23 protein-coding genes and 3 pseudogenes are annotated in these 23203 nt (G+C 69.7%); 13 read left to right on the top strand and 13 right to left on the bottom strand.

Features of this window, described 5'->3' with window-relative positions; all coding sequences use genetic code 11:
- Positions 1-109 precede the first annotated feature (109 nt).
- From ACFY01_RS44495 to ACFY01_RS44485, 3 genes and pseudogenes are all read left to right on the top strand, one after another.
- Positions 110-295 (top strand): annotated as a pseudogene (locus ACFY01_RS44495) (transposase); the annotation flags it as partial.
- A 99-nt stretch (positions 296-394) separates the two neighbouring features.
- Positions 395-625 carry a hypothetical protein gene (locus ACFY01_RS44490; RefSeq protein WP_390741489.1) on the top strand — a complete coding sequence of 77 codons (231 nt, stop codon included), beginning with the start codon at positions 395-397 and terminating at the stop codon, positions 623-625.
- Positions 622-1218: a hypothetical protein gene (locus ACFY01_RS44485; RefSeq protein ID WP_390741488.1), complete on the top strand. Its 597-nt coding sequence runs from the start codon at positions 622-624 to the stop codon at positions 1216-1218. The genes ACFY01_RS44490 and ACFY01_RS44485 overlap by 4 nt, the downstream gene beginning before the upstream one ends.
- 34 nt (positions 1219-1252) lie before the next feature.
- On the opposite strand, the gene ACFY01_RS44480 is transcribed toward ACFY01_RS44485, so the two are convergent.
- The 4 genes from ACFY01_RS44480 to ACFY01_RS44465 form a co-directional block, all read right to left on the bottom strand.
- Positions 1253-2191: an L-tyrosine/L-tryptophan isonitrile synthase family protein gene (locus ACFY01_RS44480; protein WP_390741487.1), complete on the bottom strand. Its 939-nt coding sequence runs from the start codon at positions 2189-2191 to the stop codon at positions 1253-1255.
- A 140-nt stretch (positions 2192-2331) separates the two neighbouring features.
- Positions 2332-3594, bottom strand: coding sequence for a cytochrome P450 (locus ACFY01_RS44475; protein ID WP_390741486.1), 1263 nt, complete (start codon positions 3592-3594; stop codon positions 2332-2334).
- Between the two features lie 11 nt (positions 3595-3605).
- Positions 3606-5432: an asparagine synthase (glutamine-hydrolyzing) gene (gene asnB, locus ACFY01_RS44470; RefSeq protein ID WP_390741485.1), complete on the bottom strand. Its 1827-nt coding sequence runs from the start codon at positions 5430-5432 to the stop codon at positions 3606-3608.
- A gap of 16 nt (positions 5433-5448) precedes the next feature.
- The gene (locus ACFY01_RS44465; protein ID WP_390741484.1) at positions 5449-6867 is read right to left on the bottom strand and encodes an MFS transporter; all 1419 of its coding nucleotides are present in this window, start codon (positions 6865-6867) and stop codon (positions 5449-5451) included.
- A 290-nt stretch (positions 6868-7157) separates the two neighbouring features.
- On the opposite strand from ACFY01_RS44465, the gene ACFY01_RS44460 reads away from it, so the two are divergent.
- A complete protein-coding gene (locus ACFY01_RS44460) occupies positions 7158-7373 on the top strand; it encodes a heavy-metal-associated domain-containing protein (RefSeq protein WP_311695737.1) in 216 nt (71 codons plus the stop codon).
- A 58-nt stretch (positions 7374-7431) separates the two neighbouring features.
- Here the strand turns inward: ACFY01_RS44460 and ACFY01_RS44455 are convergent, their stop codons facing one another.
- The 6 genes and pseudogenes from ACFY01_RS44455 to ACFY01_RS44430 all read right to left on the bottom strand — a co-directional run bounded on the left by ACFY01_RS44455 (position 7432) and on the right by ACFY01_RS44430 (position 11923).
- Positions 7432-8247, bottom strand: a complete 816-nt coding sequence (locus ACFY01_RS44455) for an ABC transporter ATP-binding protein (protein WP_390741483.1) — start codon at positions 8245-8247, stop codon at positions 7432-7434.
- Positions 8244-9314 (bottom strand): FecCD family ABC transporter permease, encoded by a 1071-nt coding sequence (locus ACFY01_RS44450; protein WP_390741482.1) that lies wholly within the window; start codon positions 9312-9314, stop codon positions 8244-8246. The genes ACFY01_RS44455 and ACFY01_RS44450 overlap by 4 nt, the downstream gene beginning before the upstream one ends.
- A 2-nt stretch (positions 9315-9316) precedes the next feature.
- A complete protein-coding gene (locus ACFY01_RS44445; RefSeq protein ID WP_390741481.1) occupies positions 9317-10396 on the bottom strand; it encodes an ABC transporter substrate-binding protein in 1080 nt (359 codons plus the stop codon).
- A gap of 193 nt (positions 10397-10589) precedes the next feature.
- A pseudogene (locus ACFY01_RS44440) lies at positions 10590-11205 on the bottom strand (sigma-70 family RNA polymerase sigma factor).
- Positions 11206-11384: 179 nt separating this feature from the next.
- A pseudogene (locus ACFY01_RS44435) lies at positions 11385-11567 on the bottom strand (hypothetical protein); the annotation flags it as partial.
- A gap of 230 nt (positions 11568-11797) precedes the next feature.
- Complete coding sequence (locus ACFY01_RS44430; protein ID WP_390741480.1) at positions 11798-11923, bottom strand: hypothetical protein; 126 nt, start codon at positions 11921-11923, stop codon at positions 11798-11800.
- A gap of 607 nt (positions 11924-12530) precedes the next feature.
- On the opposite strand from ACFY01_RS44430, the gene pqqA reads away from it, so the two are divergent.
- The 9 genes from pqqA (at position 12531) to ACFY01_RS44385 (ending at position 19466) form a co-directional block, all read left to right on the top strand.
- Positions 12531-12668, top strand: coding sequence for a pyrroloquinoline quinone precursor peptide PqqA (gene pqqA / locus ACFY01_RS44425; protein WP_390741479.1), 138 nt, complete (start codon positions 12531-12533; stop codon positions 12666-12668).
- Between the two features lie 9 nt (positions 12669-12677).
- On the top strand, positions 12678-13643 hold the full coding sequence (gene pqqB / locus ACFY01_RS44420; protein WP_390741478.1) for a pyrroloquinoline quinone biosynthesis protein PqqB: 966 nt from the start codon (positions 12678-12680) through the stop codon (positions 13641-13643).
- Positions 13640-14350, top strand: a complete 711-nt coding sequence (pqqC, locus tag ACFY01_RS44415) for a pyrroloquinoline-quinone synthase PqqC (RefSeq protein ID WP_390741477.1) — start codon at positions 13640-13642, stop codon at positions 14348-14350. Before pqqB ends, pqqC begins: the two co-directional genes overlap by 4 nt.
- Complete coding sequence (gene pqqD / locus ACFY01_RS44410) at positions 14347-14604, top strand: pyrroloquinoline quinone biosynthesis peptide chaperone PqqD (protein WP_390741476.1); 258 nt, start codon at positions 14347-14349, stop codon at positions 14602-14604. The genes pqqC and pqqD overlap by 4 nt, the downstream gene beginning before the upstream one ends.
- Positions 14601-15734 carry a pyrroloquinoline quinone biosynthesis protein PqqE gene (gene pqqE, locus ACFY01_RS44405; RefSeq protein WP_390741475.1) on the top strand — a complete coding sequence of 378 codons (1134 nt, stop codon included), beginning with the start codon at positions 14601-14603 and terminating at the stop codon, positions 15732-15734. Before pqqD ends, pqqE begins: the two co-directional genes overlap by 4 nt.
- Before the next feature lie 309 nt (positions 15735-16043).
- On the top strand, positions 16044-16955 hold the full coding sequence (locus tag ACFY01_RS44400; RefSeq protein WP_390741474.1) for an ArsR/SmtB family transcription factor: 912 nt from the start codon (positions 16044-16046) through the stop codon (positions 16953-16955).
- Between the two features lie 680 nt (positions 16956-17635).
- Positions 17636-18235, top strand: a complete 600-nt coding sequence (locus ACFY01_RS44395) for a hypothetical protein (protein ID WP_390741473.1) — start codon at positions 17636-17638, stop codon at positions 18233-18235.
- 507 nt (positions 18236-18742) lie between these two features.
- Complete coding sequence (locus ACFY01_RS44390) at positions 18743-18907, top strand: hypothetical protein (RefSeq protein ID WP_390741472.1); 165 nt, start codon at positions 18743-18745, stop codon at positions 18905-18907.
- Positions 18908-19115: 208 nt separating this feature from the next.
- Positions 19116-19466 (top strand): DUF6233 domain-containing protein, encoded by a 351-nt coding sequence (locus ACFY01_RS44385; protein ID WP_390741471.1) that lies wholly within the window; start codon positions 19116-19118, stop codon positions 19464-19466.
- Between the two features lie 88 nt (positions 19467-19554).
- Here the strand turns inward: ACFY01_RS44385 and ACFY01_RS44380 are convergent, their stop codons facing one another.
- The 3 genes from ACFY01_RS44380 to ACFY01_RS44370 all read right to left on the bottom strand — a co-directional run bounded on the left by ACFY01_RS44380 (position 19555) and on the right by ACFY01_RS44370 (position 21865).
- On the bottom strand, positions 19555-20298 hold the full coding sequence (locus ACFY01_RS44380; protein ID WP_390741470.1) for a transposase: 744 nt from the start codon (positions 20296-20298) through the stop codon (positions 19555-19557).
- Between the two features lie 86 nt (positions 20299-20384).
- Complete coding sequence (locus ACFY01_RS44375) at positions 20385-20588, bottom strand: hypothetical protein (protein WP_390741469.1); 204 nt, start codon at positions 20586-20588, stop codon at positions 20385-20387.
- Positions 20589-20755: 167 nt separating this feature from the next.
- Positions 20756-21865 (bottom strand): hypothetical protein, encoded by a 1110-nt coding sequence (locus tag ACFY01_RS44370; RefSeq protein WP_390741490.1) that lies wholly within the window; start codon positions 21863-21865, stop codon positions 20756-20758.
- Positions 21866-23203 lie beyond the last annotated feature (1338 nt).

Genomic DNA, 23203 nt, shown 5'->3' with positions numbered 1-23203 from the left:
GCTCTTCAAGATGCTCGAACACCCCAGTCGCGGCATCGGAGCGAATCCTGACGATCTTCCTCAAGCAGCTTGACGCGATATAGCAGCCTCGGGGAACCACCGATCTGACGAACCGGACGATCACGCCCTCGGCCGATCCCGAGGCGGACTGACCACCAAAATCCACCTCGCCTGCGACGGCAAAGGACGCCCACTCGCCATACTCCTGACACCGGGCCAGCGCCACGACAGCATCTGCGCACGCCCTCTGCTGGAACGGATCCGTGTCCCCCGCATCGGCCCCGGCCGACCGCGAGGGAGCTGCAGCGCCGGATGAACGGCGGTACCTCCTGATCACCGCTCCAGGCCCGTGCCGAACCCATGCCCGCCCCACCGACAAGGATGGCACCGCCAAGTGACCACTCCCGTCTCACGTTCGAATGACGTCGCACCACGTGCCGCCCTGTCCGCAGGGCACCACGCCGTCCCCCGGCACACGGTGTGGGTCGGCTCCGCCGCGCTCGTCACTGACCAAGTCGGCCGCGTCCTGCTCGTTCACCCCACCTACCGCGAGGACGACCGGTGGCTGCTGCCCGGAGGAGTCGTCGAACCGGCGAACACCCGCACGTCGCCTGCCGGCGCGTGATCACCGAGGAACTGGGCCTGACGAGCCTGCCCCTGTCGGGCGTGCTCGCCGTCCACTCCCTCTCTCCGCACCACCCGGACAGCCAGCACAGCACGCGTTTCCCCGGAGAGATCCGGTTCGTTTTCGATGGCGGAACGCTCACTGCTGACCAGGCGGAGGCCATCCGCCTCCCGCGCGAGGAGCTGTCCGAGTATGCCTTCCTGGAGACCCGGGACGCGGTGCAGCAGCTGCGTCCCATGGACGGGCAGATCATGCTCGCCGCCTACCGTGCACGGCTCGGGAACACAGCCACCGCTCACCTCGCGGATGGCCGGCACATCCTCGACGTCCCGGTGCTGGACCGCCATGACGTGCACGTTCGCTACCGGCCTCTGTGGGAGAGCCCCTTCAACCGCGACCCCCTCGCCGAACGGCTCCCCGTTCAGCAAGCCTGGGCGTGGTGCTTCGTCCCCGACCGTCGGGTCATCCTCTTGGCCGACCCCGGCCCGCGAGGCGCGCTGCCGATGCTGCCCGGCGGCACGGTGGAGAAGACCGACGCGACTCCCGAAAAGGTGGAGGAGCGCTGGAGTGCCCGCGCCGCGCAGAGCGGCTGACGGCACAGTGGCCGTCGCCGCGACCCCCGCCTGATCAGTTGTGCTCAAAGTGGCTGGGCCTGCCGTCGCGTTGGATCAGTCGGCCCAGTCGAGCCGCCGTCGCTCGGGGCACAAGCGTCCAGGTGCCGTCGGCGCGGTGGAGTGCGGCGGAGTGCCAGGGGGTGGTCCAGGCGTCGGGGGCGTCGAGGAGGCGGATGCCGAATTTCGGCGCGCCGACGGGTTGCGGGTGGATCGAGAGGCGTACGGCGTTGGGGTGGTACTCAGCGATCAGGTCGCCCCAGGCGCGGCTGCGCTGGATGACGCCGTAGGCGCGTTGCCGGCATTCGCGTTGGAGGGCGGAGCGGGTGCCGGTCCAGTCGGCGGTGTCCTCGACGAGGAAACGCGTGATGCCCCGGTAGAGGGCGAGAGTCTGGTCGTCGGTACGGGCCTCGGCACGCAGTGCGTCCAGGGTGGGGGCGTGGCGGTCGTGGACGTGGGCTCGTTTCGTGTCGTGCGGGAGGTCGCCGAGGATGTCGCGGAGGTCGAAGACGGACAGTCTGTCCAGGCCCAGTCGGGCTATCTGTATGCGCAGGTCGTCGGCGTACAAGTCGATGTGGTGGTCGGGGACGTGGATGAGGTCGCCGAAGACGTGGCCGTCGGAGCAGATGATCACCCGGGCGCCGGGCGGGTAGATCCGCTCGATCTCGGTGCACAGGGTGTTCAGGAAGGTGAGGGAGAGGCGTTCACCTTGGTCGGGGAGGTGGCCGAGGACCTTGGCGGGGTTGGGGGACTTGCAGGGGAAGGCAGGCAGGGTGAAGACGACCGGGGCGCCCTCGTGTACGAAGTCGGCGATGCGGCGCAGCTGATGGGGGAACGCTTCGGCGGGGGCGGGAACGGGAGCGCGATCGGTCGTGCGGTGATACGGCAGGAGCAGGTTGAGGAGCTCGGTGCCGATGCGGGTGGGGAGGGCGTCTGACGCGGTCGTCAGGGGCATGTCGTTCCTCCTGGAGTACGAGGGCGTGTCGACATGGCGCCGTGGCGGGAATGCACGCCAGGCGCCAGTGGTCAGCGGGTTTGGGTCAGCCGGGACCGGTCCGGCCGGTGTGGCCGGACACGGTCAGCGGTACGTCGGTGTCAGCGGCGTCGGTCGTAGCCGACGGGCAGGCTGTTGGTGCCGCGACCGAGGACGGCGGGGATCCACTCGATGTCCTCGACTTTGATGGCGAGTTGCAGGCCGGGCAGCCGGGCGAGCAGGGTGCCCAGGGCGATTTGGAGTTCGGCGCGGGCGAGGGCGGCGCCGGGGCAGAAGTGGATGCCGTGGCCGAAGGCGAGGTGGGGGTTGGGGTTGCGGTCGAGGTCGAGGGTGTCGCGGTCGGGGAAGCGGCGCGGGTCGCGGTTGGCGGCGCACAGTGACACGATCACGGAGTCGCCGGCCGGGACCTCGGTGCCGTGCAGGTCGCTGTCCTTGTCGAAGAAGCGCCAAGTGGTCAGTTCGAAGGCACTGTCGTAACGGAGGAGTTCCTCGACCGCGCGCGGCAGCAGGTCCGGTTCGTCGCGGAGCCGGGCCAGCTGGTCCGGGTTGCGGAAGAGGGCGATCAGGGCCGTGGTGATCTGGTTGGTGACCGGTTCCTGGCCGGCGACGAGGAGCTGGAAGATCATCGAGTCCGACTCTTCCTGGGACAGTTCGCGGCGGTCGCGGGCCACGACGAGGCGGCTGAGCAGGTCGTCGTCCCAGTGTTCGCGCTTGTGGGCGACGACGTCGGCAATGTAGCTCTGCAGGCCGTGCAGCCGCGCCTCATACAGCGGGCGTCCGGGGTCGGTGGGGCCTACCGGCTGGACGACCTTGCCCCAGTCGCGGTCGAAGCGGGCCGCGAGTTCCTGCGGGAGGCCGATGACTTCGGTGAGGACCTGGAAGGGGAAGTGGGCGGCGAAGCCGGTGACGAGGTCGGCGGGGCCGGTTTCGGGCATGGCGTCGATCAGCGCATCCGCCAGTTCTTGGAAGCGGGGGCGCAGGCTCTCGATCCGGCGTGGGGTGAAGGCGTCGGTGACGAAGCGGCGCATGCGCGTGTGCTTGGGCGGGTCCTGGTGGAGGAGGTGGACCTGGAGCTGGGAGTGCTGGGGCTCGGGCATGATCGAGGCGCGGGCGCGCCAGCGGTCGTTGCCGCGGTCGTGGTTCTTGCCCAGGCGCTCGTCGTTCAGCGCGGCGTGGGCGGCGTCATAGCCGGTGACGAGCCAGGCTTGCACTCCGCTGGGGAAGAGGACGCGGTGTACCGGGCCGGCCTCGCGCATCTGCTCGTACAGGGGGTAGGGGTTGGCCTTGTAGGGGCAGCCCATCAGCGGGACCGGATCGGGCAGGACGTCCGGATCGGTGCCGGGCATCGGCTCCTGGATGGTCATGCGAAGGCTCCTCAGAGGGCGAGTTCGGGGCGGTGGTGGTCCAGCCACAGTGCAAGGTCGATGACACGTTCCAGACGCAGGCGGTGGCCCCACTCCAGCCGGTCGGGCAGGGTGTCCAGGCAGGGCTTGATCCGGGTCTCGTCGGCCAGGGCCCGGACCTGTTCGATGGCGAGCGCGTCGCGGGCCATGTCCTGCAGGCCGCGGTTGTAGTCGGGGTGGTGGGTCGCCGGGTAGTGGTTCTTGGGCCGGTACAGCACCGAGTCCGGGGCGAGGCCCGTGCCGGTGGCGCGGAGCAGGCTCTTCTCACGGCCGTCGAAGCTCTTCAGCGCCCAGGGCGTGGAGAATGCGTACTCGACGAGCCGGTGGTCGCAGTACGGTACCCGCACCTCCAGCCCCTGAGCCATGCTCAGCCGGTCCTTGCGGTGCAGGAGCTGGCGCAGCCAGCGGGTGAGGGACAGGTGCTGCATCTCGCGCTGCCGGTGCTCGGCGGGACTCTCGCCGTCGAGGTGCGGTACGGCGGCCAGTGCGCTGCGGTACGTGTCGTCGCGGAACTCGCCGATGCGGAGGTCGAGTTCGGGGTTGAGAGGCATGGCGGCCTCGTCGCCGGTGACCAACAGCCACGGGAAGGTCTGCGCGGCGAGGGCCTTCGGGTTGTGGAACCAGGGGTAGCCGCCGAAGACCTCGTCTGCAGCCTCGCCGGACAGAGCGACAGTGGAGTGCTGCCGTATCTCGCCGAACAGCAGGTACAGCGAGGTGTCCATGTCGCCGACGCCGATCGGCGAGTCGCGGGCGGCGACGACGGCCTTGCGGTGTTCGGGGTCGAGCAGAGCACGCGGGTCGAGGACGACGGTGCTGTGCTCCGTGCCGATGAAGGCGCCGGCCTCGGTGGCGTACGGGGTGTCGTGGCCGGTGCGCAGGACGTCGCCGGTGAACTGTTCGGCCTGGTCGCTGTAGTCGACGGCGTACGAGCGGATCCTCGCTTCCGTCCCCTCTCGCAGCCGTAGTTCGTCGGCGAGCAGGGCGGTGAGGACAGTGGAGTCGATGCCGCCGGAGAGCAGGCTGCAGAGCGGGACGTCGGCCTCCAGCTGGCTGCGGGCCGCCGCGCCGACCAGCGCACGGATCCGCTCCACCGTCACGTCCTGATCGTCGGTGTGGTCCCTGGCCTCAAGCTGCCAGTAGCGGCGTTCGCGGATGCCGTCCCGGTCGAGGACCAGCAGCCCGCCGGGCTCGACCTCCCGTACCCCGGACCACATCGTCGGCCCCGTGTTGAACAGCAGGCTGTACGCCTCCCGCAGCCCGACCGCGTCCACGCGGGGCCGTATCTCGGGGTGGGCGAACAGGGCCTTGGGTTCGGAGGCGAAGGCCGCGCCGCCGTCGACGGCCGCCCAGAACAGCGGCTTCACGCCGAGCCGGTCACGCACCAGCAGCAGCCGCTGTGCCCGCTCGTCCCAGACCGCGAACGCGAACATGCCCTCCAGGTGGTCGGCGACGTCCTCGCCCCACTCCGCGTAGGCGCGCAGCACCACCTCGGTGTCACTGCGGGTGCGGAAGACATGGCCCCTGCCACGCAGCTCGGTCCGCAGTTCGTGGTGGTTGTACACCTCGCCGCTGTAGGTGAGCACGATGTCCGGCTGCTCGGGACGGTCGGCCATCGGCTGCACGCCGCCCTCGAGGTCGATGACGGCCAGGCGGCGATGGCCGATCGCGGCACGCTCGCCCAGCCAGACGCCTCCGGCATCGGGGCCCCGCGGGGTGAGGGTGGCGGTCATGGCCTCGATGACCGGGGCCTCGGTGCGGGCGTCCTGGTGGAAGCTCGCCCAGCCGGTGATTCCGCACATACGGGTGACTCCTTGCTCAACGATGGGCGGCGGACGCCGCGTCGGTGGTCTTGTCCGGCACGGCGGCCGGACGTCGGGCGGGCAGCGCCAGCAGAGGTACGGGGAGACAGGCGGCGGTAGCGGCCACGGCGAGGGCGGCGTGCACGCCGTCGGCAGGTCCGGCAAGGCCCCAGGCGGCGGCGGCCAGGGCCGGGCCCAGGGTGAAACCGAGACTGCGGGCGAACTGGACGGTCGAGCCGACGGTCGCGGTCCACTCCGGCGGGGCGGCACCCATCACCAGGGCCTGGGTCGGACCGCCGTTCAAGCCCATGCCGATGCCAGCCAGCGCCAGCCGCCAGGCGACGTCCACCGGTGACCAGTCGCCGCCCAGAGGAACGAGGAGAACCAGGCCGGCGGCGGTGAAGGCAGCGCCGATAACCGCTATCGGCCGGGCGCCGTACCGATCAGCGAGGCGTCCGCCGAGCGGTCCGGCCAGGCCCATACCGAGCGGGAAGGCGAGCACGGTGAGCCCGGTGGTCGTGGCGCTGACGCCGTCGTCGCGCTGGAGGTGCAGGGCGACGACGTAGTGCATGGCCGCGAAGCCGGCCGCCAGCGCCAGTACCGCCCCGTGTGCCCGGAAGAGTCCCGAGACGCGCAGCACGCCGGTCACCGGACGCCCGCCCGGACGGCGCAGCCACCACCACAGCGGCGGGACTGCCGCGAGCGCAAGTACCAGCCCCGCCGGACGGTCCGAGGCCAGGGTCAGCGCCAGCAGCAGGGCCGCCACACCGGTGGCCACCAGGAGGGCGTCTGCTGCCGAACGCCGCTCGGGCCGGCGTAGGGCGCCGTCCGGCGGCATCGCACGCCAGGCCACGACCAGGGCGAGCACGCAGAAGGGGATCTTGACGAGGAAGACGGCGTGCCAGCCCAGATGGTCCAGGAGCAGCCCGCCCACGGCCGGCCCGGTCACCGCCCCCAGCGGGCCCAAAGTCGCGGGCACGCTCATCGCCCGCCCTCGCTTCTGGGGCCGTACGGAGCGGATCGCGAGGACCGGCATCAGCACGAACAGCACCGCCCCGAACGCGCCCTGCGCGATGCGGGCGACGATCAGCCAGGCAGCCCAGGGAGCGGCGGCTGCCAACGCGCTGCACAGTGCGAAGCCGGCGGTCGCGACGAGTACGACGGAGCGCATTCCCACGCCGTCCAGCCAGCGGCCGACGGGCAACAGCAGTGCAACGACGGCAAGCTGGTAGCCGAGCACGGCCCACTGGGCGGTCGCGGCGGAGACGTGCAGGCCGTCGGCGATGTCCGCGAGAGCCACGTTGACGATGTTCATGTCGAGCATCGCCACGAACGAGAGCATGCCCGCCACGGCCACCAGCAGCCAGCGGTCCTCGCCGGCAGAGCCGTCGGGTATGCGCCCGGGCTGTTCCGAACCGGGTCTGTGGTCTGTCACCTTTCCGCCCCTCACCTTCGTGGGCGGGCTGCCGGAAGGCAGCCTCGTCCCACAAGTCGGGAGGGATCGCACGTGAGTTCCCGGACCTGTCCCAAAAAATGTGGCGGGAAGGCTGGAAGTAGCCCCGCCGGCCAGTTGAGCCCCACGAGGAGCATCGGAATCAGCTTGCTCGCGGCGGAACTTCAGGCTCGGCTCATCCGACTACTGAGGTGACGGCGACAGCCTGAGCATCCGTGTTCACGCGAACGTACGTCATGCCGAACCCCCCATCAGCTTCCAGGAGTTGCGTCATGGCTCAGAAGCAGTACAACGTCACCGGAATGAGCTGCGAGCACTGCGCGGCGAGTATCAGGGAAGAGGTCTCCGAGGTGCCCGGGGTGAGCGAGGTCGTGGTCGACCTCTCCGCCAACGCCGTCACCGTGCACGGCACGGAACTCGAAGACGAACGGCTGCGCGCCGCGATCGTCGAGGCCGGGTACGGCATCGCGGACCCGGCCGCCGCCTGACCGGGACCCGCAAGGCCAGGAAGGACGGCACCACCCCCGCCGTCCTTCCCCACCGTGTTCACGCGCCGGTGTGCGTCTCCACTGCCACAGCCGGCTCCCCGTCGGCGGGTGCCCGGTGGTCGAAGGCGATCAAGGGATCCCCGGTGAGGGGGTGGTGGACCACGGCCGCCCGCACCCCGAAAACCTCCGCCATCAGGGCGGGCGTGAGCACCTCGCGCGGCGGGCCGGAGGCGACGACAGATCCGGCGTGCAGGACGTGGAGGCGGTCGCAGACGGAGGCGGCGGCGTTGAGGTCGTGCAGCGACACCAGCGTCGTACGGCGCTGGGCGCGGAGCAGGGCGAGCAGTTCGACCTGGTGGCGGATGTCGAGGTGGTTGGTCGGCTCGTCGAGGACCAGGACGTCGGGACTCTGGGCGAAGGCACGGGCCAGCAGGACACGTTGGCGTTCCCCGCCGGACAGGGCCGTGAACCGGCGACCCGCCTGTTCGTCCATGCCGACGTCGGTCAACGCGCGGGCGACGCTGTCCCGGTCGGCGGCGTCCTCACCAGCGAAGGCTCGCTTGTAGGGGGTGCGGCCCATGGCGACGACCTCGCGCACACTCAGCTCGAAGTCGCTCCCCCGCTCCTGCGGGAGAGCGGCCACGTGCCGCGCCGACTCGACCGGGCTCAGCTCGCGCAGGTCGGTGCCGGCCAGAAGTACTCGCCCTGCGGTGGGCTTCAGGTGCCGGTAGACGGTGCGGAGGAGCGTGGACTTGCCGCTGCCGTTCGGCCCGACCAGGCCGGTGATCTCACCCTCGGCCGCGACCAGGTGGGCGCCCGCGACGACTGTACGGCCGGCGTAGGCGACGTGCAGGTCATCGATGTCGATCCTCAACTACCGCTCCCCAGGCGCCGGTCCAGCAGATACAGCAGGGCCGGAGCCCCCAGCAGCGAAGTGACCACGCCCACCGGCAGCTCCTGCGTGTCCATGGCCGTACGGCAGACGATGTCGACCACCACCAGCAGCACCGCCCCGAACAGGGCCGAGACCGGCAGCAAGCGCCGGTGGTCGCCGCCGACGACCAGGCGGCAGACGTGCGGCACCATCAGGGCGACGAAGGCGATCGCGCCGGAGACGGCGACCAGGACGCCGGTCAGCACGCTGGTGACGGTGAAGAGTTCGCGGCGCAGGCGGGTGACGTCGATGCCGAGGCCGGCCGCGGTCTCGTCGCCCATCAGCAGGGCGTTCAGTGCGCGGGCGCGCGCCTGCAGCCAGAGCAGAGCGATGGGGACGGCGACGGCGGGGACCGCGAGCATCTGCCAGTTCGCTCCGCTGAGGCTGCCCATGAGCCAGAACAGCACGCTGTGGGTCTGCTGCTCGTCCCCGGCCTGCAACACCAGGTAGCTGGTGAAGCCGGACAGGAACTGGCCGATCGCCACTCCGGCGAGCACCAGCCGCAGCGGTGCGAAGCCCCCGCCGCGCCGGGCCACCGCCCACACCAGTGCAAAGGTGGCCAGCGCACCGGCGAAGGCCGCTCCGGACAGGCCCAGTCCCAGCGCCCCGCCCGCCCCGACCCCGAGCACGATCGCGGCGACCGCACCGAGGGAGGCCCCGTTGGAGATGCCCAGCAGGTAGGGGTCGGCCAGCGGGTTGCGCACCAGCGCCTGTACGGCCGTACCGACGAGACCGAGCCCGGCGCCGACGAGCGCGGCGAGCAGGGCGCGCGGAACGCGAAGTTGCCACACGATCAGGTCGTTCGTGCCGGGCCGTGGTGCCTCGCCGGACAGTCTTCGCCACACCACGCCCCACACCTCGCGGGGCGGGATGGACGTCGAGCCCCAGGCCACCGCGGCCGTCAGCGCGGCCAGCAGCACCACTGCGAGGACTACCGCCAGCGGTGTCGCGGGCAGACTGCGCTCTTCCGAGGCTGAGGCTTTTTGGCGCACCAGCGTGGAGGGCATGGTCAGCCGACCTTGCCCGGGTAGAGGGCCTTGGCGATCTCCTCGACCGTGTCGGCGTTCTCGACTCCCGCGATGGTCGTCTGTTCGGAGCCGACGCGCAGGAGGTGGCCTTCCTTCACTGCCTTGAGGCCCTTGGTCGCCGGATTGGACTTCAGCCACTGTTCGGCCTCGTCGAACGCCTTCTTGTTCGCCGCCTCGCTGCCCCGGTTGCGGATCCCGAGCTGAATCCAGTCGGGGTTCTTGGCGATCACGTCCTCCCAGCCGACCTGCTTGTAGTCGCCGTCGCAGTCGGCGAAGACGTTGCGGGCCCCGGCCAGGGTGATCACCGCGTTGGCGACCTGGCGGTTGCAGGTGACGGAGGGCTGCTTGGTGCCGGCGTCGTAGTCGAAGAAGAAGTACGTCGGCCGCTTGTTCTCCGCTGTGCCGCCGACCGCCTTCTGGACGGCGTCCACCTTCTCCTTCATCCCAGCGACGAGTTCCTTCGCCCGTGCGCTCGTGCCGGTGACCGCGCCGAGGGAGGTGATGTCGGCCTCCACCGCGGACAGGTCGGTCACCGGGCTCTTGCTCTGTGCCGCGCAGGCGGTGGACTTCAGGTAGATGTGCTTGATTCCGGCGGCCTGGAACTCCTCCGCCGTCGGCGCGTCCCCCATTCCTCCGCCGCCCATGCTGCCCATGGAGGCGAAGGTGTCGATGTAGAGGTCGGCACCGGAGCCGAGCAGCTTTTCCTTGGGGATGACGCTCTGGCTGAGCACCTTCACCTTCTGCGCCTGCGTGTCGAGCGTGCCGGGCAGGGTGCCTTTGCCGGGCGGGAAGCCGGTGCCGATCACCTTGTCGCCGGCGCCGAGGCGCAGCAGCAGTTCCAGGCTGGAGGCGTTGCTGGTGACGATCTTCTTCGGGGCGGCGGAGAAGGTGGTTCTGGCGCCCATGCAGTCGGTGACGGACAACGGGTAGGCGCCCGAGACGGAGTCCTTGGCGTTCCCCGCGCTCTCGCTCCCCGAGTTCTTCTCCCCGCCGCCGCAGCCCGCCGTCAGCAAGCCGCCGAGCACGACGGCCGCCGTACCGCCCCACACACGAGAACGCATCGAAAAACTCCCGGATCCACTCGGTACGTGGGCGAACCTCCGTCACCCGCTCCAGAAGTCGGAGCGAACGTCACGCGAGTTCCCGTGAGTTCCCGGAAAGTTGGCGGCACGGCTCAGGAGAGCCGTTCCCCGGTGCTGACGAGGGTGTCGGTGCCGGGGTCTTTCCGGTCGGCACCGACACCCTCCTGGAGCGTCAGGCCGCCAGTGCGGCGGGCCTCTCCGTCTCGTCGAGCAGGTCCATCAGGGCCGCCCGGGCGCGGGCCACGCGGGAGCGGACCGTGCCGACCGGGCAGTCGCTGACCTCGGCGGCCTCGGCGTAGGGCGGGCCGAGCAGCTGCGTGAGGATGAACGCCTCCCGCCGGTCGTCGGGCAGCGAAGCCAGCAGATCGAGCAGTGCGATGCCGTCGTCGAAGCCGGGCAGATCGCACGGCTGAGCCAGCTCGATGGCTGCACGCCAGTCCGGTACGTCCGACTGACGCGGCCGGGCGGCGGCGTACCGGTAGCTGTCGATCACCACGCGGCGGGCGATGGACAGCAGCCAGGCCCGGGGCCGAGGAACGCCCCTCGAACCGGTGCAGGCTGCCGAGTGCCCGCAGGAACGTGTCCTGGGCCAGATCGTCCGCACCCTGGGGATCGCCGCAAAGGTGGGCGGCGTAGCGCTGGACGTCGCGGTGCAGGGCGCCCACGAACAGCTCGACCGCGTCCGCGTCACCGCCTCGGGCGGCCAACGCCCATGCGGTGATCGATTCTTCGGGCGCTGCCGGCTGGTAGCTCTTGGCGCGCGACGTGGGCAGGGCAGAGGTAATCACCTGGTGTCCTTCTCGGGTCAACCGTGATCCGGACCAGGGCGCGTCACAGCGCGCGGTCCGGTGAAAGTGAGAGAGACGGCCCTACGACGTCGCTGTGGCGCGACAGCACCTGTGCGGTCGTACGGCCGTGGCCCGAAGCACACACGGGCAGCTCGGCAGCCTCGGGAAACCAGCTGTCTTCAGACGACAGCCGTTCCCACCGGCGGACCCCGAGAAGTGATCGCGTGGACGAGAAGGAGGAGACACGGCGCCCGGTCCGAGCGTCGGCGCCGCAGGCGGCCGCGCGGGCGGTCCGGGGTGAGGGGCGAGGCGAACAGGAGCCGAAGCGGTGCCGCCAGCCATCCGGCCACCGCCCGCAGGAGCCAGTAGGGCACGGCCTGCCGCGCTGGGCCTGGCCCATACTCACGCTCTGCGCGCTGGCTCTCGTCGTGCCTGGGACCTGCGCACGGACGCGGGTCAGGGCTGGCTCCGCCTACTGAACTTCGCCCAGGCCCTGGACGGTCTGCTCGCTCCGCTGGCCGTCCTGTCCGGAATCATCGCTCTACGCAGCCTGGGCGGCGCTCCGGTGACAAGCACAGGGGGCGTTGCGCCGTCACCTCGTCATGGGCCGGGTGACGGCCTTCCTCGTACCAACGAGCTCGTACACGTTCTTCCACACCGCGTCCGTGTGGGCGCTGGGCGCGGCCGCTGCGAGCGTCTGGATGCTGCTGCCTGCCAACAGTGTTCCCCTCGCCGTTCACGCGCTGGGGCAGGGTACGAATGACCGGCAACGGGCCATGTCCATCACCGTGGCTGCCGGCGCCGCCCGCCGCCAGCTACCGGGGGCCCGCAAGATTCAGCGCGATGCCGCTGCCGGTTCCTCCGTAGCTCCGGGGCCGTGGCGCTCGAGGTGCCGACCGCCGCGCCGAGCAGGCCGGCGGTCAGTGCTGCCGCCGTTACGGCCGATGTGATGGTTCGGAATCCGCGCATGGGCGAGCTCCTCGCGTGGGGGTGTCGGGAATCCCGTGGTCAGTACACAAATCTGATGGTGCATCAACTTGAACCCCCAGAAGGTAGGAGGTATGCAATGGAGGGTCAAGGAGAGATAAAGCCTCAGGTTCATACCTTCGTAGTCAACTTCTGTGAATTCCAGCCTCTCAGCAGGGGCTATGGCCACGGATCCAAACATGATTGACCTTGAGATGTTCGTTTCCAGCCAACGAGAGATCGGATCACTTTCCTGCTGACCCATTGACCGGAAGGCTGCGGCTGGCGATTCTGCAACAGAGCACAACACTCGGCCGTCAGGCACACCAGTCCCCCACGTCGGAAGGCAGGTACGGCGCATGACCGAATCCGCACAGCAGGCGGTGGAATCCCAGGCGCAGCCGCGCGAGGAAGAGGCAGGGGCCTGGCAGACCCCCGGTTACGTGGTCGTCGATACCGCGCTGGAGGTCACCGCGTACTCCTTGAGCGATCGTTAGCCCGCCGCCGTGCTGCTGAAGGTGCTCGGCACCGCGGCGGGCGGTGGCGTACCCCAGTGGAACTGCGCGTGCCCCGGCTGCTCCCGGGCACGCGCACACCCGCACTGGCGCCGCCGCCACGCCTCACTCGCCGTACAGGCGTCCGAGGACCGCTGGTATCTCATCAACGCCACCCCCGACGTCGGCGACCAGATCGAGGACTGCCCGGCCCTGCGTCCCGGTCCCGGTTCGCGGCGGACCCCGATCGCCGGGCTGGTCCTGACCGACGCGGAACTCGACCACACCCTCGGCATCGCCCGGCTCCGCGAAGCCGGTGCCGACGGCCTGGAGTTGCTCACCACCGGTCCCGTGCGCGACGCCCTCACCTCCGGGCTGCGCCTGGAGGCCGTCATCGGCCCGTACACCCCACTCACCTGGCGGGACTTACCCCTCGATCGCGCCGAACCCCTCATCTCGGGCTCGAGGAAGCCCACGGGCTCCCCGGACTCCGCCATCACCATCACCGCGATCCCGATCTCCGCCAAGCGCCCCCGCTACGCGGTCGACTCGGCCGGCCCCGGAGCGGATCCCGTGGGAGGGTCCACGGGATCCGTGGATCCATGGGTCGTGGCGCTACTGCTCACCGACCGCGCCACCGGGGCGACCACCGTCTACGCCCCCGCGCTGGCGGCCTGGCCGGACGCCCTGCAGTCCGCGGTCGCCGAAGCCGACTGTGTGATCGTCGACGGCACGTTCTGGGACGACGAGGAACCCCGGCGTACGGGCATCTCCACACGTACCGCGACCGGCATGGGGCATCTCCCGATCGACGGGCCGGACGGCACGGCGGAGCGACTGGCGCCGCTCGGCGCCCGCTGTCTCTACACCCACCTGAACAACACCAATCCCCTCGTCGATCCGGGCGCGCCGCAGTACAAGCAGCTGGCGGAACGGGGCATCGAGGTGGCCGTCGACGGAATGGTGATCCAACTGTGAGCACAGGCATCGGCACCAGTACCGCAACGGCGTTCGAGGACCGGCTGAGGGCCGTGGCCCGGGACCGCTACCACGACCGCCATCCTTTCAACGTACGTATGCACCAAGGGGAGTTGACGCCCGACGAGGTGCGCCGCTGGATCCTCAACCGGTTCCACTACCAGCGGCACATCCCCGTCAAGGACGCCCTCGTCCTGGCCAAACTGGACAGCTCGCGGCTCCGCCGCATGTGGCTGCGGCGGATCGAGGACCACGACGGCCGGACCGAGGGAGAAGGCGGTATCGAGCGGTGGCTGAGGCTGGGCGAGGCCGCGGGGCTCGACCGGTCCGAGCTGCTGTCCGGCGACGGGGTACTGCCCGGCGTACGGCTGGCGGTGGACGGATATGTCAACTTCTGCCGGCTCCGCTCTCCGCTGGAGGCCGTCGCGGCGTCGCTCACCGAACTGTCCGCCCCGGGCATCATGCGCACGCGGATCGCCGCGTTCGAACGCCACTACCGGTGGATCGACGCCGACGGGCTCGCGTACTTCCGGGTCCGCGAGACCCAGGGCCGCCAGGACAGCGGGGAGGCCCTCGGCCTCGTACTGGACTGGGCACGCACCGAGGCCGACCAGGAACGAGCGGTGGCCGCCCTCGCCTACAAGTGCGACGTGCTGTGGTCGCTGCTCGACGCAATCGACCACGCCGACGGCAAGGAGCGGCCGTGACCGGGTGGCGGCCGGCGCTGACGCGCTCGGTCGTTCTTCGCCACGACTTGGTCCGCCGGACGGACCTACTGGTCCTGCCGGAGCGGGTGGTGGTCCTCAGTGGCCGGGCGGCGGACGTCCTGCGGCTGTGTGACGGCCACCGGCAGGTCGGCGAGATCGTCGACGAGCTGACGGAGCGCTTTCCCGGCGCCCCCGTGGCGGACGAGGTGCCCCGGTTCCTCAACCGGGTACGCGAGGAGGGCTGGCTGCGATGACCAACCCTCCCCCTCCCTGGGCCCTGCTCGCCGAACTCACCCACGCCTGCCCGCTGCACTGTCCCTACTGCTCCAACCCCCTGGAACTGACCCGCCGTTCCCGCGAACTGTCCACCGAGGAATGGTCGGAGGTGCTGCGGCAGGCAGCGGAACTCGGCGTCGTCCACACCCATCTGTCCGGCGGCGAGCCCCTGCTGCGTCCCGACCTGACGTCCATCGTCGCCGCGGCCGAGTCGGTCGGGATATACACCCAACTGGTCACCAGCGGCGTCGGGTTGAGCACGGCGAGGATGTCGGCGCTCACGTCGGCAGGGCTGCGCAGCGTCCAGTTGTCGGTGCAGCACGCGGATCCGGAGGCCTCGGACCGGATCGCCGGGCGGCGGTCCTTCGCGGCCAAGGAGCGGGCCGCCGCCGCGGTACGCGGCGCGGGGCTGCCGTTGGGCCTCAACGTCGTCCTGCACCGCGACAACCTCCACGCGGTCGACCAGCTCGTGGACCTCGGTGTGGCCTGGGGTGCGGAGCGGATCGAACTGGCCAACGTCCAGTTCTACGGATGGGCGCTGCGCAACCGCACCACACTGCTGCCGACCCGCGACCAGCTCTCCCGCGCCCGAGAGACGGTCGAGCGCAGGCGGAAACAACTGGCGGGCACCACCGAGCTGGTGTGGGTGGTGCCGGACTACTTCGACGGCGTGCCGAAGCCGTGCATGGGAGGCTGGGGAGCGGTATCCCTGACCGTCGCCCCGGACGGCAGCGTCCTGCCGTGCCCCGCGTCCGGGGACCTGCTGGGCCCGGACGTGCCGAACGTGCGGGACCGGTCCCTGGAGTGGATCTGGACCACCTCCCCGGCCTTCAACCGTTACCGCGGCACCGAGTGGATGAGCGGACCCTGCGGCGGCTGCCCGCGCCTGGAGACGGACTTCGGCGGCTGCCGCTGTCAGGCCCACGCGCTCACCGGTGACGCCGCCCGCACCGACCCCGCCTGCGCGCTCTCCCCCGACCACGCCCTCGTACGCGCCCTCGCGGAGGCGCCGCGCGCGGAATCCCCGTCCATCGGCCCCTCACGCTACGTCTACCGCAGCCCCGGCCCGGCGGGCACGGGCCAGGAGCTGAAACCCCCGGCTGTGTAGGGCCCTGAAGACAGGTTTGATCGCCACCGCACGGATGTCAGGAGGGGTGTCAAGCGATGAGTAGAACGCATCGTACGCAAGGAGGGATCGCCGCCGGCACGCTCGCGCTGGTGCTCGTCACCAGCGGCTGCGTATCGGGCTCCGACTCTCAGAGGGCGTTTATGCAGGTCAAGCCCTATATGCGGCTCTCGCTCCTGCCTTGCTTTGAGGGTCTTCATCCCGTAGGTAGCGAATGACGCTCTCCAGAGCGGATGTTCGGCTATCCGTCTCGTTCGCTTCTGTACTTGGAAGTCCGTCGCAATTCGGCAGTTGCAACGCGTCGCCGAGCATCCCGTGCGTCTGGGGGCTTGGCGCCGGGAGGCTGCCGCGCGGCTGAAGCCCCAGGCCCGCATGGTGCTGGACCTGATTCCGCCGGTGGGCTGGACGGCCGACTTTCTCACGCCTTCCGGCTCGGGCCCACCAGAGGAGCTCATCGAGCGAGTACGCGCGACGCCGCGCTCCGAACTGCGGATCGGTCTGGAACGTATCGCCGAGCACCGTACGCTGCCGCCCTGGACCCGTCACTTGGCCGACGACCCCCGCATGCTGCGTCTCCTTGGCGACAGCGTCCAACACGTGTACGAGTGTCTGCTGCGACCGCACTGGCGGCAAAACGCCGCCATGGCCACCGCGGACGGCGCGTCACGGTCACGGCACCTCCTGACCGGAGGACTGGAAAGCCTCCTGGCCCAGGTAAACCCCCGCTGGGTGCGATGGAAGCCTCCCATCCTGGAAGTCACGATGGCCTCCGGAATCGATGAGGACCTGTATCTGGAAGGCCGCGGCCTGCTTCTCATGCCGACAGTGTTCGGCAGCGGCCCTTCGGGGGTCGTCCCGAATGCCGAACCTCAGCCTCTCCTCATCTACCCAGTGCATGCCGGCCACGACGCATCCCCGGCAGCGTTCCCGAGCGCTCTTCTCGGATCGCAGCCGGCAGCCTCCCGCTCCCTGGCCTCCCTCCTCGGGCCCACCCGGGCAGCAGTGCTTATGGTCGTGGCCAATCGCCCGGGATGCTCCACCAAAGAGCTTGCGGCAGCCGTGGGCGTCGCACCGGCCAGCGCCAGCGAGCATGCCACCACCCTCCGCACCGCCGGACTCCTCCACACCATCCGCCGCGGCAACACTGCCGCGCACAGCGCCACCGCTGCAGGGCACGTCCTGCTCGAAGCCTCCAGTACCTAGACAAACCGCAGCGCCGGACCCCTCACCCGGCAGCGCCCGAGCACCTCGGGTGCCTGTCGCCGGTCAGGGGATGACCCGAGCACGCTCCACTGCACTCCGCAAGCCAACTGCCAGCCTCAGTGCACCCAGACATCACGCCACCGTGCACGTCGTCCGAATTGGTCAGCACGCAGACGCGTGCCATGTTCGCTCCGAGTATGAGGCCGACGACGCCGACGCGGCCCTCGGCGAACCAGAGCAGCCATTGCGGCGGGAGCCGACGGTGACCTTCCTGACCGCACGCCGGCTGGTACATCTCCGGGGCCAAGAAGGGGATGGTGACCGAGGGCTCGGAGCCGTTTCCTGTGCTGTAACCGCCCGTCGAGCCACCCCGCGCCCAGAGCCAGCCCAAGACCCGCTTGCTCGAGGACGCTGCCGGTGGTGAGCGGACCTTCCGGAGTCCTGTATTGCATCGCCTCGGGTGATCCACCCTGTATGCCGTTGTTCGGTCCAGACCGAATCAGCTCGCTCCGGCACCGTCGAATCCGGACTCTGGAACGCAGAGTAGAGCACGGCGATGGGGAATGGCCGCAACGCATGCTCCATCGTCAACAGATCGTTGACCAATAGAGGTATGGGCATGGCCTCCTCATTCAGCACGCCAGGACAGATCGAGGAGGCCCTGAGACACGGAGCGAACCATGCCGCGTATCAAGTTCCTGCACACCCTTGGTGTGCTCGCCGCCACGGCGGGTCTTCTGGGCGGAGCAGTCACCGCAACCGCGAGCGCCAGCCCAGCGAGCCCCACAACCACCCGTCACGCGGACTTCACCGCCCAGACAAGGGCCGCACACCTGACCAGCGATCAGGCCAGCGCGCTGCAAGGCAAGGTCGACCGCTACCTGAAGACCATGGGCGGCAGCCAGGTCTCGGCCAATGAAATCGACTTCAAGGGCGGGAAGCTGACCGTCGCACTCCCCGGAGAAGCGCACCCACGTGACTTCACCTCCGGAGCAGGGAGTCTGGCGGCCACCGACCACTGCGCGCACTACTACAACGCCAACGGCTACTTCTGCGCCTACGAAGGCTCGAACTTCACAGGCGACGAACTGCAGTGGAGGGCTTGCGGCGTGGTCAAGGACATCAACTTCCACCACGGGGGATCATGGCGCAACAACCAGACCAGGGACCAGGTGGCGACCATGTACGACAAGGACTGGAACGTACTGAAATCCTCGCTCGCCCCTGAGAAGGACGCCAACGGCGACTGGTACCACGTGTGGCACATGCAGTTGTGCTGACCTGCCCGCGACAAGGCCGCAGACGGCGCTGACACCCAACCCGGCCGCCAGCCACCCCTGCCGTTCGCGCACCGGGGCCACGCATTCGTGCGTGGCCCTCAGCGTGCCCATGCGCTACAACCTACAACTCATAGGCGAGGCCTGGACAGGCAGCGCGCCACCCGGTCGCGGATGGCGACGGGAACGGCAAGGACCAGAAGCAGCAACGGATCAAGCTGGGGCCTTCAATCGGCAATCAACGTTCGCGCGCCGCCACGCTCTCCCCCGAGCAGATCGAGCAACTCTCCACCATCGGCGCGATGGACGTAGCGGTTAGGGATCTGGGTACGGCAGCGGCCGCTACGGCTGGAGATACGAAACGGGAGTTTACTGCCCATAGGGCAGCATTCGCCTTCAAGAGAGCGCATTCCCCTTATGGGAAAGACCCACGACTGACATGAATGAAATACATTCGCTCGGATCGAACTGAGCGGCTCCAATCGGAGCCACCAGGCCCGGAGGGGGAGCGTGAGCAGCGAGCGCGAGGACGAGATAGCCCGGGGCGTGGCCCGCGGGATGGCCGAGCATTACCAGCGCCAGGCCGACCAGCAGGGCCGACAGATTCTCAGCTGCGCACTGCTCTTCATCATTGTGGGCGGGGGACTGATCGCGTACATGTGCTGGAAGACCTGACAACGCTCAGGGACTCCGGCACCGCGAGCGCACGTACCGGCTGCGGCACGAGCGGCCCGACCGGGAAGTGGCGGACCGAATGGCGGCCCGGCGCCCGCCCTCATGCTGACCTTCGGGTGGTCGTGTGGCTGGCGCTGTACGCCTTTCTCCAACTCGGACCTGGACTGTTACCGGCGCGGTATCGCAGTAGCCCGTCTGGACTCCGGACATGGCAGGCTCCACCGGTGTCATCTATCGCGACCAATCACACCGGCGCGTAATGGTCCAGCAGGCGACGGCGGCCCTCGCTCAGATCGACGGATGGATCGCGGTGGAAGAGCGGCGCGAGGCGGAACGACGCCCGGGTGAGGAGATGCGGCCGCCTCCGCCTGAGTGGCTGATCCAGCACGGGCTCAACCGCACGAACGTCGACGCCGTGCACCCCGGTGAGTGCCGGGCAGCGGCCAAGAGCGGACGGTGCCGTCCGCTCTCACGGCAGCAGGCGCTGGAGGCGCTATGCCAACAGGTGCCCGCCTACGTCCACTGCCGACCGGACACGGCCCTCGGCATCCTCGACTAAACGACGTCCCGTAAGCGCATGTTGGGCCATGGCTGGGATGGCCTTCGGTCGAGGTGGGTGCTTACCCAGCGAGGGCCAGGTTGTGCAGTCAGGCCACGCCGAGGACGGCGTGGTGGACGCCGTCGCCGCGTAGCCGGCAGTCGCGGAGGATCTTGCAGGTCTTCAGCCGGGAGAAGGCGTGTTCGACACGGGCTCTGGCCCGGCAGTGGACGGTGTTGTCGGCCTGCTGCTCAGGTGTAAGTGGTCTGTCTTTGCGTGGCCAGTGCGGGATGAGGGCAGGGGTGCCGCGATAGCCGCCGTCACCGAGAACGGGCGCGTTCTTCACCGCACGGTCCACGCCGGATTCCCGGTAGGCGCGGGCGTCGTGACGGTTGCCGGTCAGGGGCCGTCCGGCCGCTACGACCAGCCGGGTGTCGGCGTCGATGACGGCCTGGTGGTTGGTGGAGTAGCGGTAGTTCTTGCTGGAGGCGGCCACGCTCCGGTCGCGGGCCGGGACCAGCGTGCCGTCCACGATCAGCACCGTGCCCGCCGGATGCCGGCCCCGGACGGGGGACAGCGCGAGAAGCGGGGCGATGTCGTCGATGACCCGGTCAGCGGCGGATTTCGAGATCCCGAACAAGGGGCCGAGCTGCCGCATCGTGAGGTTCGTCCGCCAGTAAGCCGCCACCAGCAGTATGCGGTCTTCCCATGACAAGGCCCACGGCCGTCCGCCGGTGGGCTTGCCGCCGCCCCGGCGCCGTACGAGTCCCACGAGCCTGCGGAACTGACGTCCGTTCAGTCCGCCGAACAGACCCACCCACTGCGGCTCCGCCGCCGTCACCACCACACCCACGCCAAGATCATCACATGCCTGATCAGGGCTTACGGGACGTCGTTTAGGGCCTCCCGGCGCTGCTCGGTTAGATTCGCATACCCGAGCTACCGAGAAGCCCTGTCTTCATGCGCGCACAACAGGAAGATCACCCCGGCGGAAACAGTGTTCATGGTGGGCGGCGTGGTGGTCATCGCCCTCATCAACTCCTGGTGGTCCAGCGAGTGCGCCTCGTCGATCACGACCGCGGTGCGTCCGCGTTCGTCGACCTCCGCGGCCAGCGGCGGACGCCTGAACTGACGGGCATTCACCTCGCGCGGTTCCTACTGGACCCGTGCGAGGTACCGGTGGAGGTCACGGAGTACCTGGCGGGTCGGCTGGAGATCGCCGACGCCGGAGCATCACCTGCTGAAACTGGAGCTGGCGGCCGCCGCCGAAGTCCGGCAGACGGCGGCGCAGCCGCTGACTGGGGAACGGCTCACTGGATCAGCTCGATGTGCGGATGGTCCGGGGATACCGGGCAGACGTGCAGCTGCAGATCGTAGCCTCGGGCGAGGCCGAGCATGGTCGGGTTGTGCGGTTCGGGATAGGTGGTGGATGACAGAGAGCGGGCTCGGTCCTCGTCGGGAATCCAGTCGGGATAGTTGGAGTTCCATTCGCCCGAGGCGATGGTCAGCAGCGGATCCATCTCGGTGCCGCATGAGGGGCAGAGCCGGGGTAGGGGATCGGTGAGGCCCCAACGGGTCCATCCACCGACCTTCCAGCCGGGAGCGATGGACATCCTGCCCGTGTAGAGCTCGTTGTAGAAATCCTTCGAGTAGGGCGTGTCAGAGCTGTCCAGCGGGTACGGCGTGTTGTCAAAGCTGTCCAGAGCGGCGCCGGCCGTCTGCCACCTGCGCCAGTCCTCCAGCTGCCGCTGGAGCTCCTTGCCCAGTTCCATGATGTTGGGGTATTCGGTGATCTGCTCCGGCGCGAGCAGGCACGGCTCCGGCAGGTAGCCGGGAAACTGGATCGCGGGCGGCTCGGGGGGTGTGTCGAGGATGTCGGTGACTGCGGCGGCGGACCGCCAGAACAGCGCGGTCGCGGGCTGCGCGGGGTGGTCGAAGGGGCACCACAGCACTTGAAGCAGATCTGCCTCGGCCTGCCCGGGCGGGCGCAGCAAGGGGACGTCGCGTACGTACAACTGGGCCACGGGCAGCATGGCGATCGGGCTCTCGGGCCATGGGCGGCCGGCCTTGATCCGCTCCTCGATCGCCAGCTCCTCGGGCGTGTACCGGGTCCCCGGGGGATCGCCGCCCGGCCGGTTCGCCACCGCTGCCCGGATGCGCCGGAGCTGCCGCACGTCCTCGGGCGAGAGGATCTCGTTCCACCCGTCCCACTCGTGCGGTCCCTCGCAGTGCGGCCACGGCTCGTCGGCGGGCCACAGCAGCGGCCCGCCGACGGAGCTGTCGTACGGCGTGGGCGACCCGGGGCGGGGATGCAGCCGGGTCGCCGTGCGTGCCAGCGGGGCCAGTTGCGGAGCGACCGCTGTGACGTCGACCAGCCGCGGCGGGGTGGTGCGGATACGGAGTGCGGCGTCAACGCTCATTGCCCGCTCGGCGCACACCGACCGGATCTCGTCCAGCAGCTCGGGGTAATGCTCGCCGTACGTGTTCAGCGCATGCCACACCGCGTCCAGTGCTGCTATGAGCGGGGCGGGCTTGGCGGCGGCGAGCACAGCCGGAAGAGCGAAGTGCGGCTGTGAGATCCGTCCCGGGGTGCGCGGCGTAACGGCAAGGGGCACCACGACGACCTTGCGCCCTGTGTCCGCGACCGGCGGCGGGACGTACGGCGGCCACTCCGGAGGTATCGCTTCGAGCACCGTCCTGTCCGGTACACGAGGGTCGGAGCGCAGGGCCTTCCACATCCGGGCCGGGTCGTCGAACGGCGGCGGCAGAGGGCGTCCCTCTGCCGATTCCGAGAGCGCTTGGGCGACCCATGGCACATCGGTCAGGCCCGCAGCCTCGCAGGCCCGCCGCGCGGCCAGCAATGCCACTGAACGCTGGACCTCGGGACCCACGACATCGAGGGCGTGCACCAGGTCGCTGTCGAAGCGGAGCAGACCGAGGACGTTGCTCTCGCGGGCACCGCGCAGCCTCTCGCTCGGCAGCCGCCCGCCCCACTCCCACTCCTCGTGGTGCAGGCGGCGCCCCTCGGCGGCTTGTTCGGCCCGCTCCTCGGCCGCCCGTTGGAACACCTGGCGAGTCAGGCGTTCGGCCTCGGCGAGCTGCTCGGGCGTACGCGCCGTCTGGCGCACGTTCCAGTGCAGGTCCCCGGCCATCCGCGAGGTGTGGCGGATCACCTCGTCCGGGCGGGGTGGGGCAGGCCAGAACTGCAGGAGGTAGCTGTCCGCCTGGGGCTCCCCGGCCACTCTGGTGGAGAGTTCCTGTCCCTCGTCCATCCCCCGGGCGCAGTACCGGACCCGGTAGTCGGTTCGGGCGAGACCCAGGTCCCACGCGGCCTCGCCGTCCCCCTGCACCAGCCGTGTGCGTTCCGACTCGGGGCGGAAGGACACCTCCATCACGTCATCCCAGACCGGGTCCAGCACAGGGGCTGCGTCGTGGACTTCCACGACAAAGCCGACGTCACCCGCGTACAGCCCGGTGGACAGGAGGATCACACCTGGGACCGCAGCGCCGCACAACCCCCCGGTCTGGTAGGCGAGCGCCTTGGCGAGGTCAGGTCTGGCGCTGTCCGGATCGCTCTCGACGTAGATCTGACGATCGTGAACACGCACCTCGCCTGCGACCGGCCTACGCACAGCACTCCCCTCGTCGAGGACGGCCGCAAAGCCCCTGTCGGGCAGGCCGTCACGTGCCCCGCATCATGCCGCAGGCCACTGACAACACGGCCGACGACGCCGCGAGGCCGACGGTGACATCGGTGA

Source organism: Streptomyces sp. NPDC001480 (assembly GCF_042894725.1).
Taxonomy (GTDB): domain Bacteria; phylum Actinomycetota; class Actinomycetes; order Streptomycetales; family Streptomycetaceae; genus Streptomyces.
This window is presented reverse-complemented; position numbering and strand designations above follow the sequence as displayed.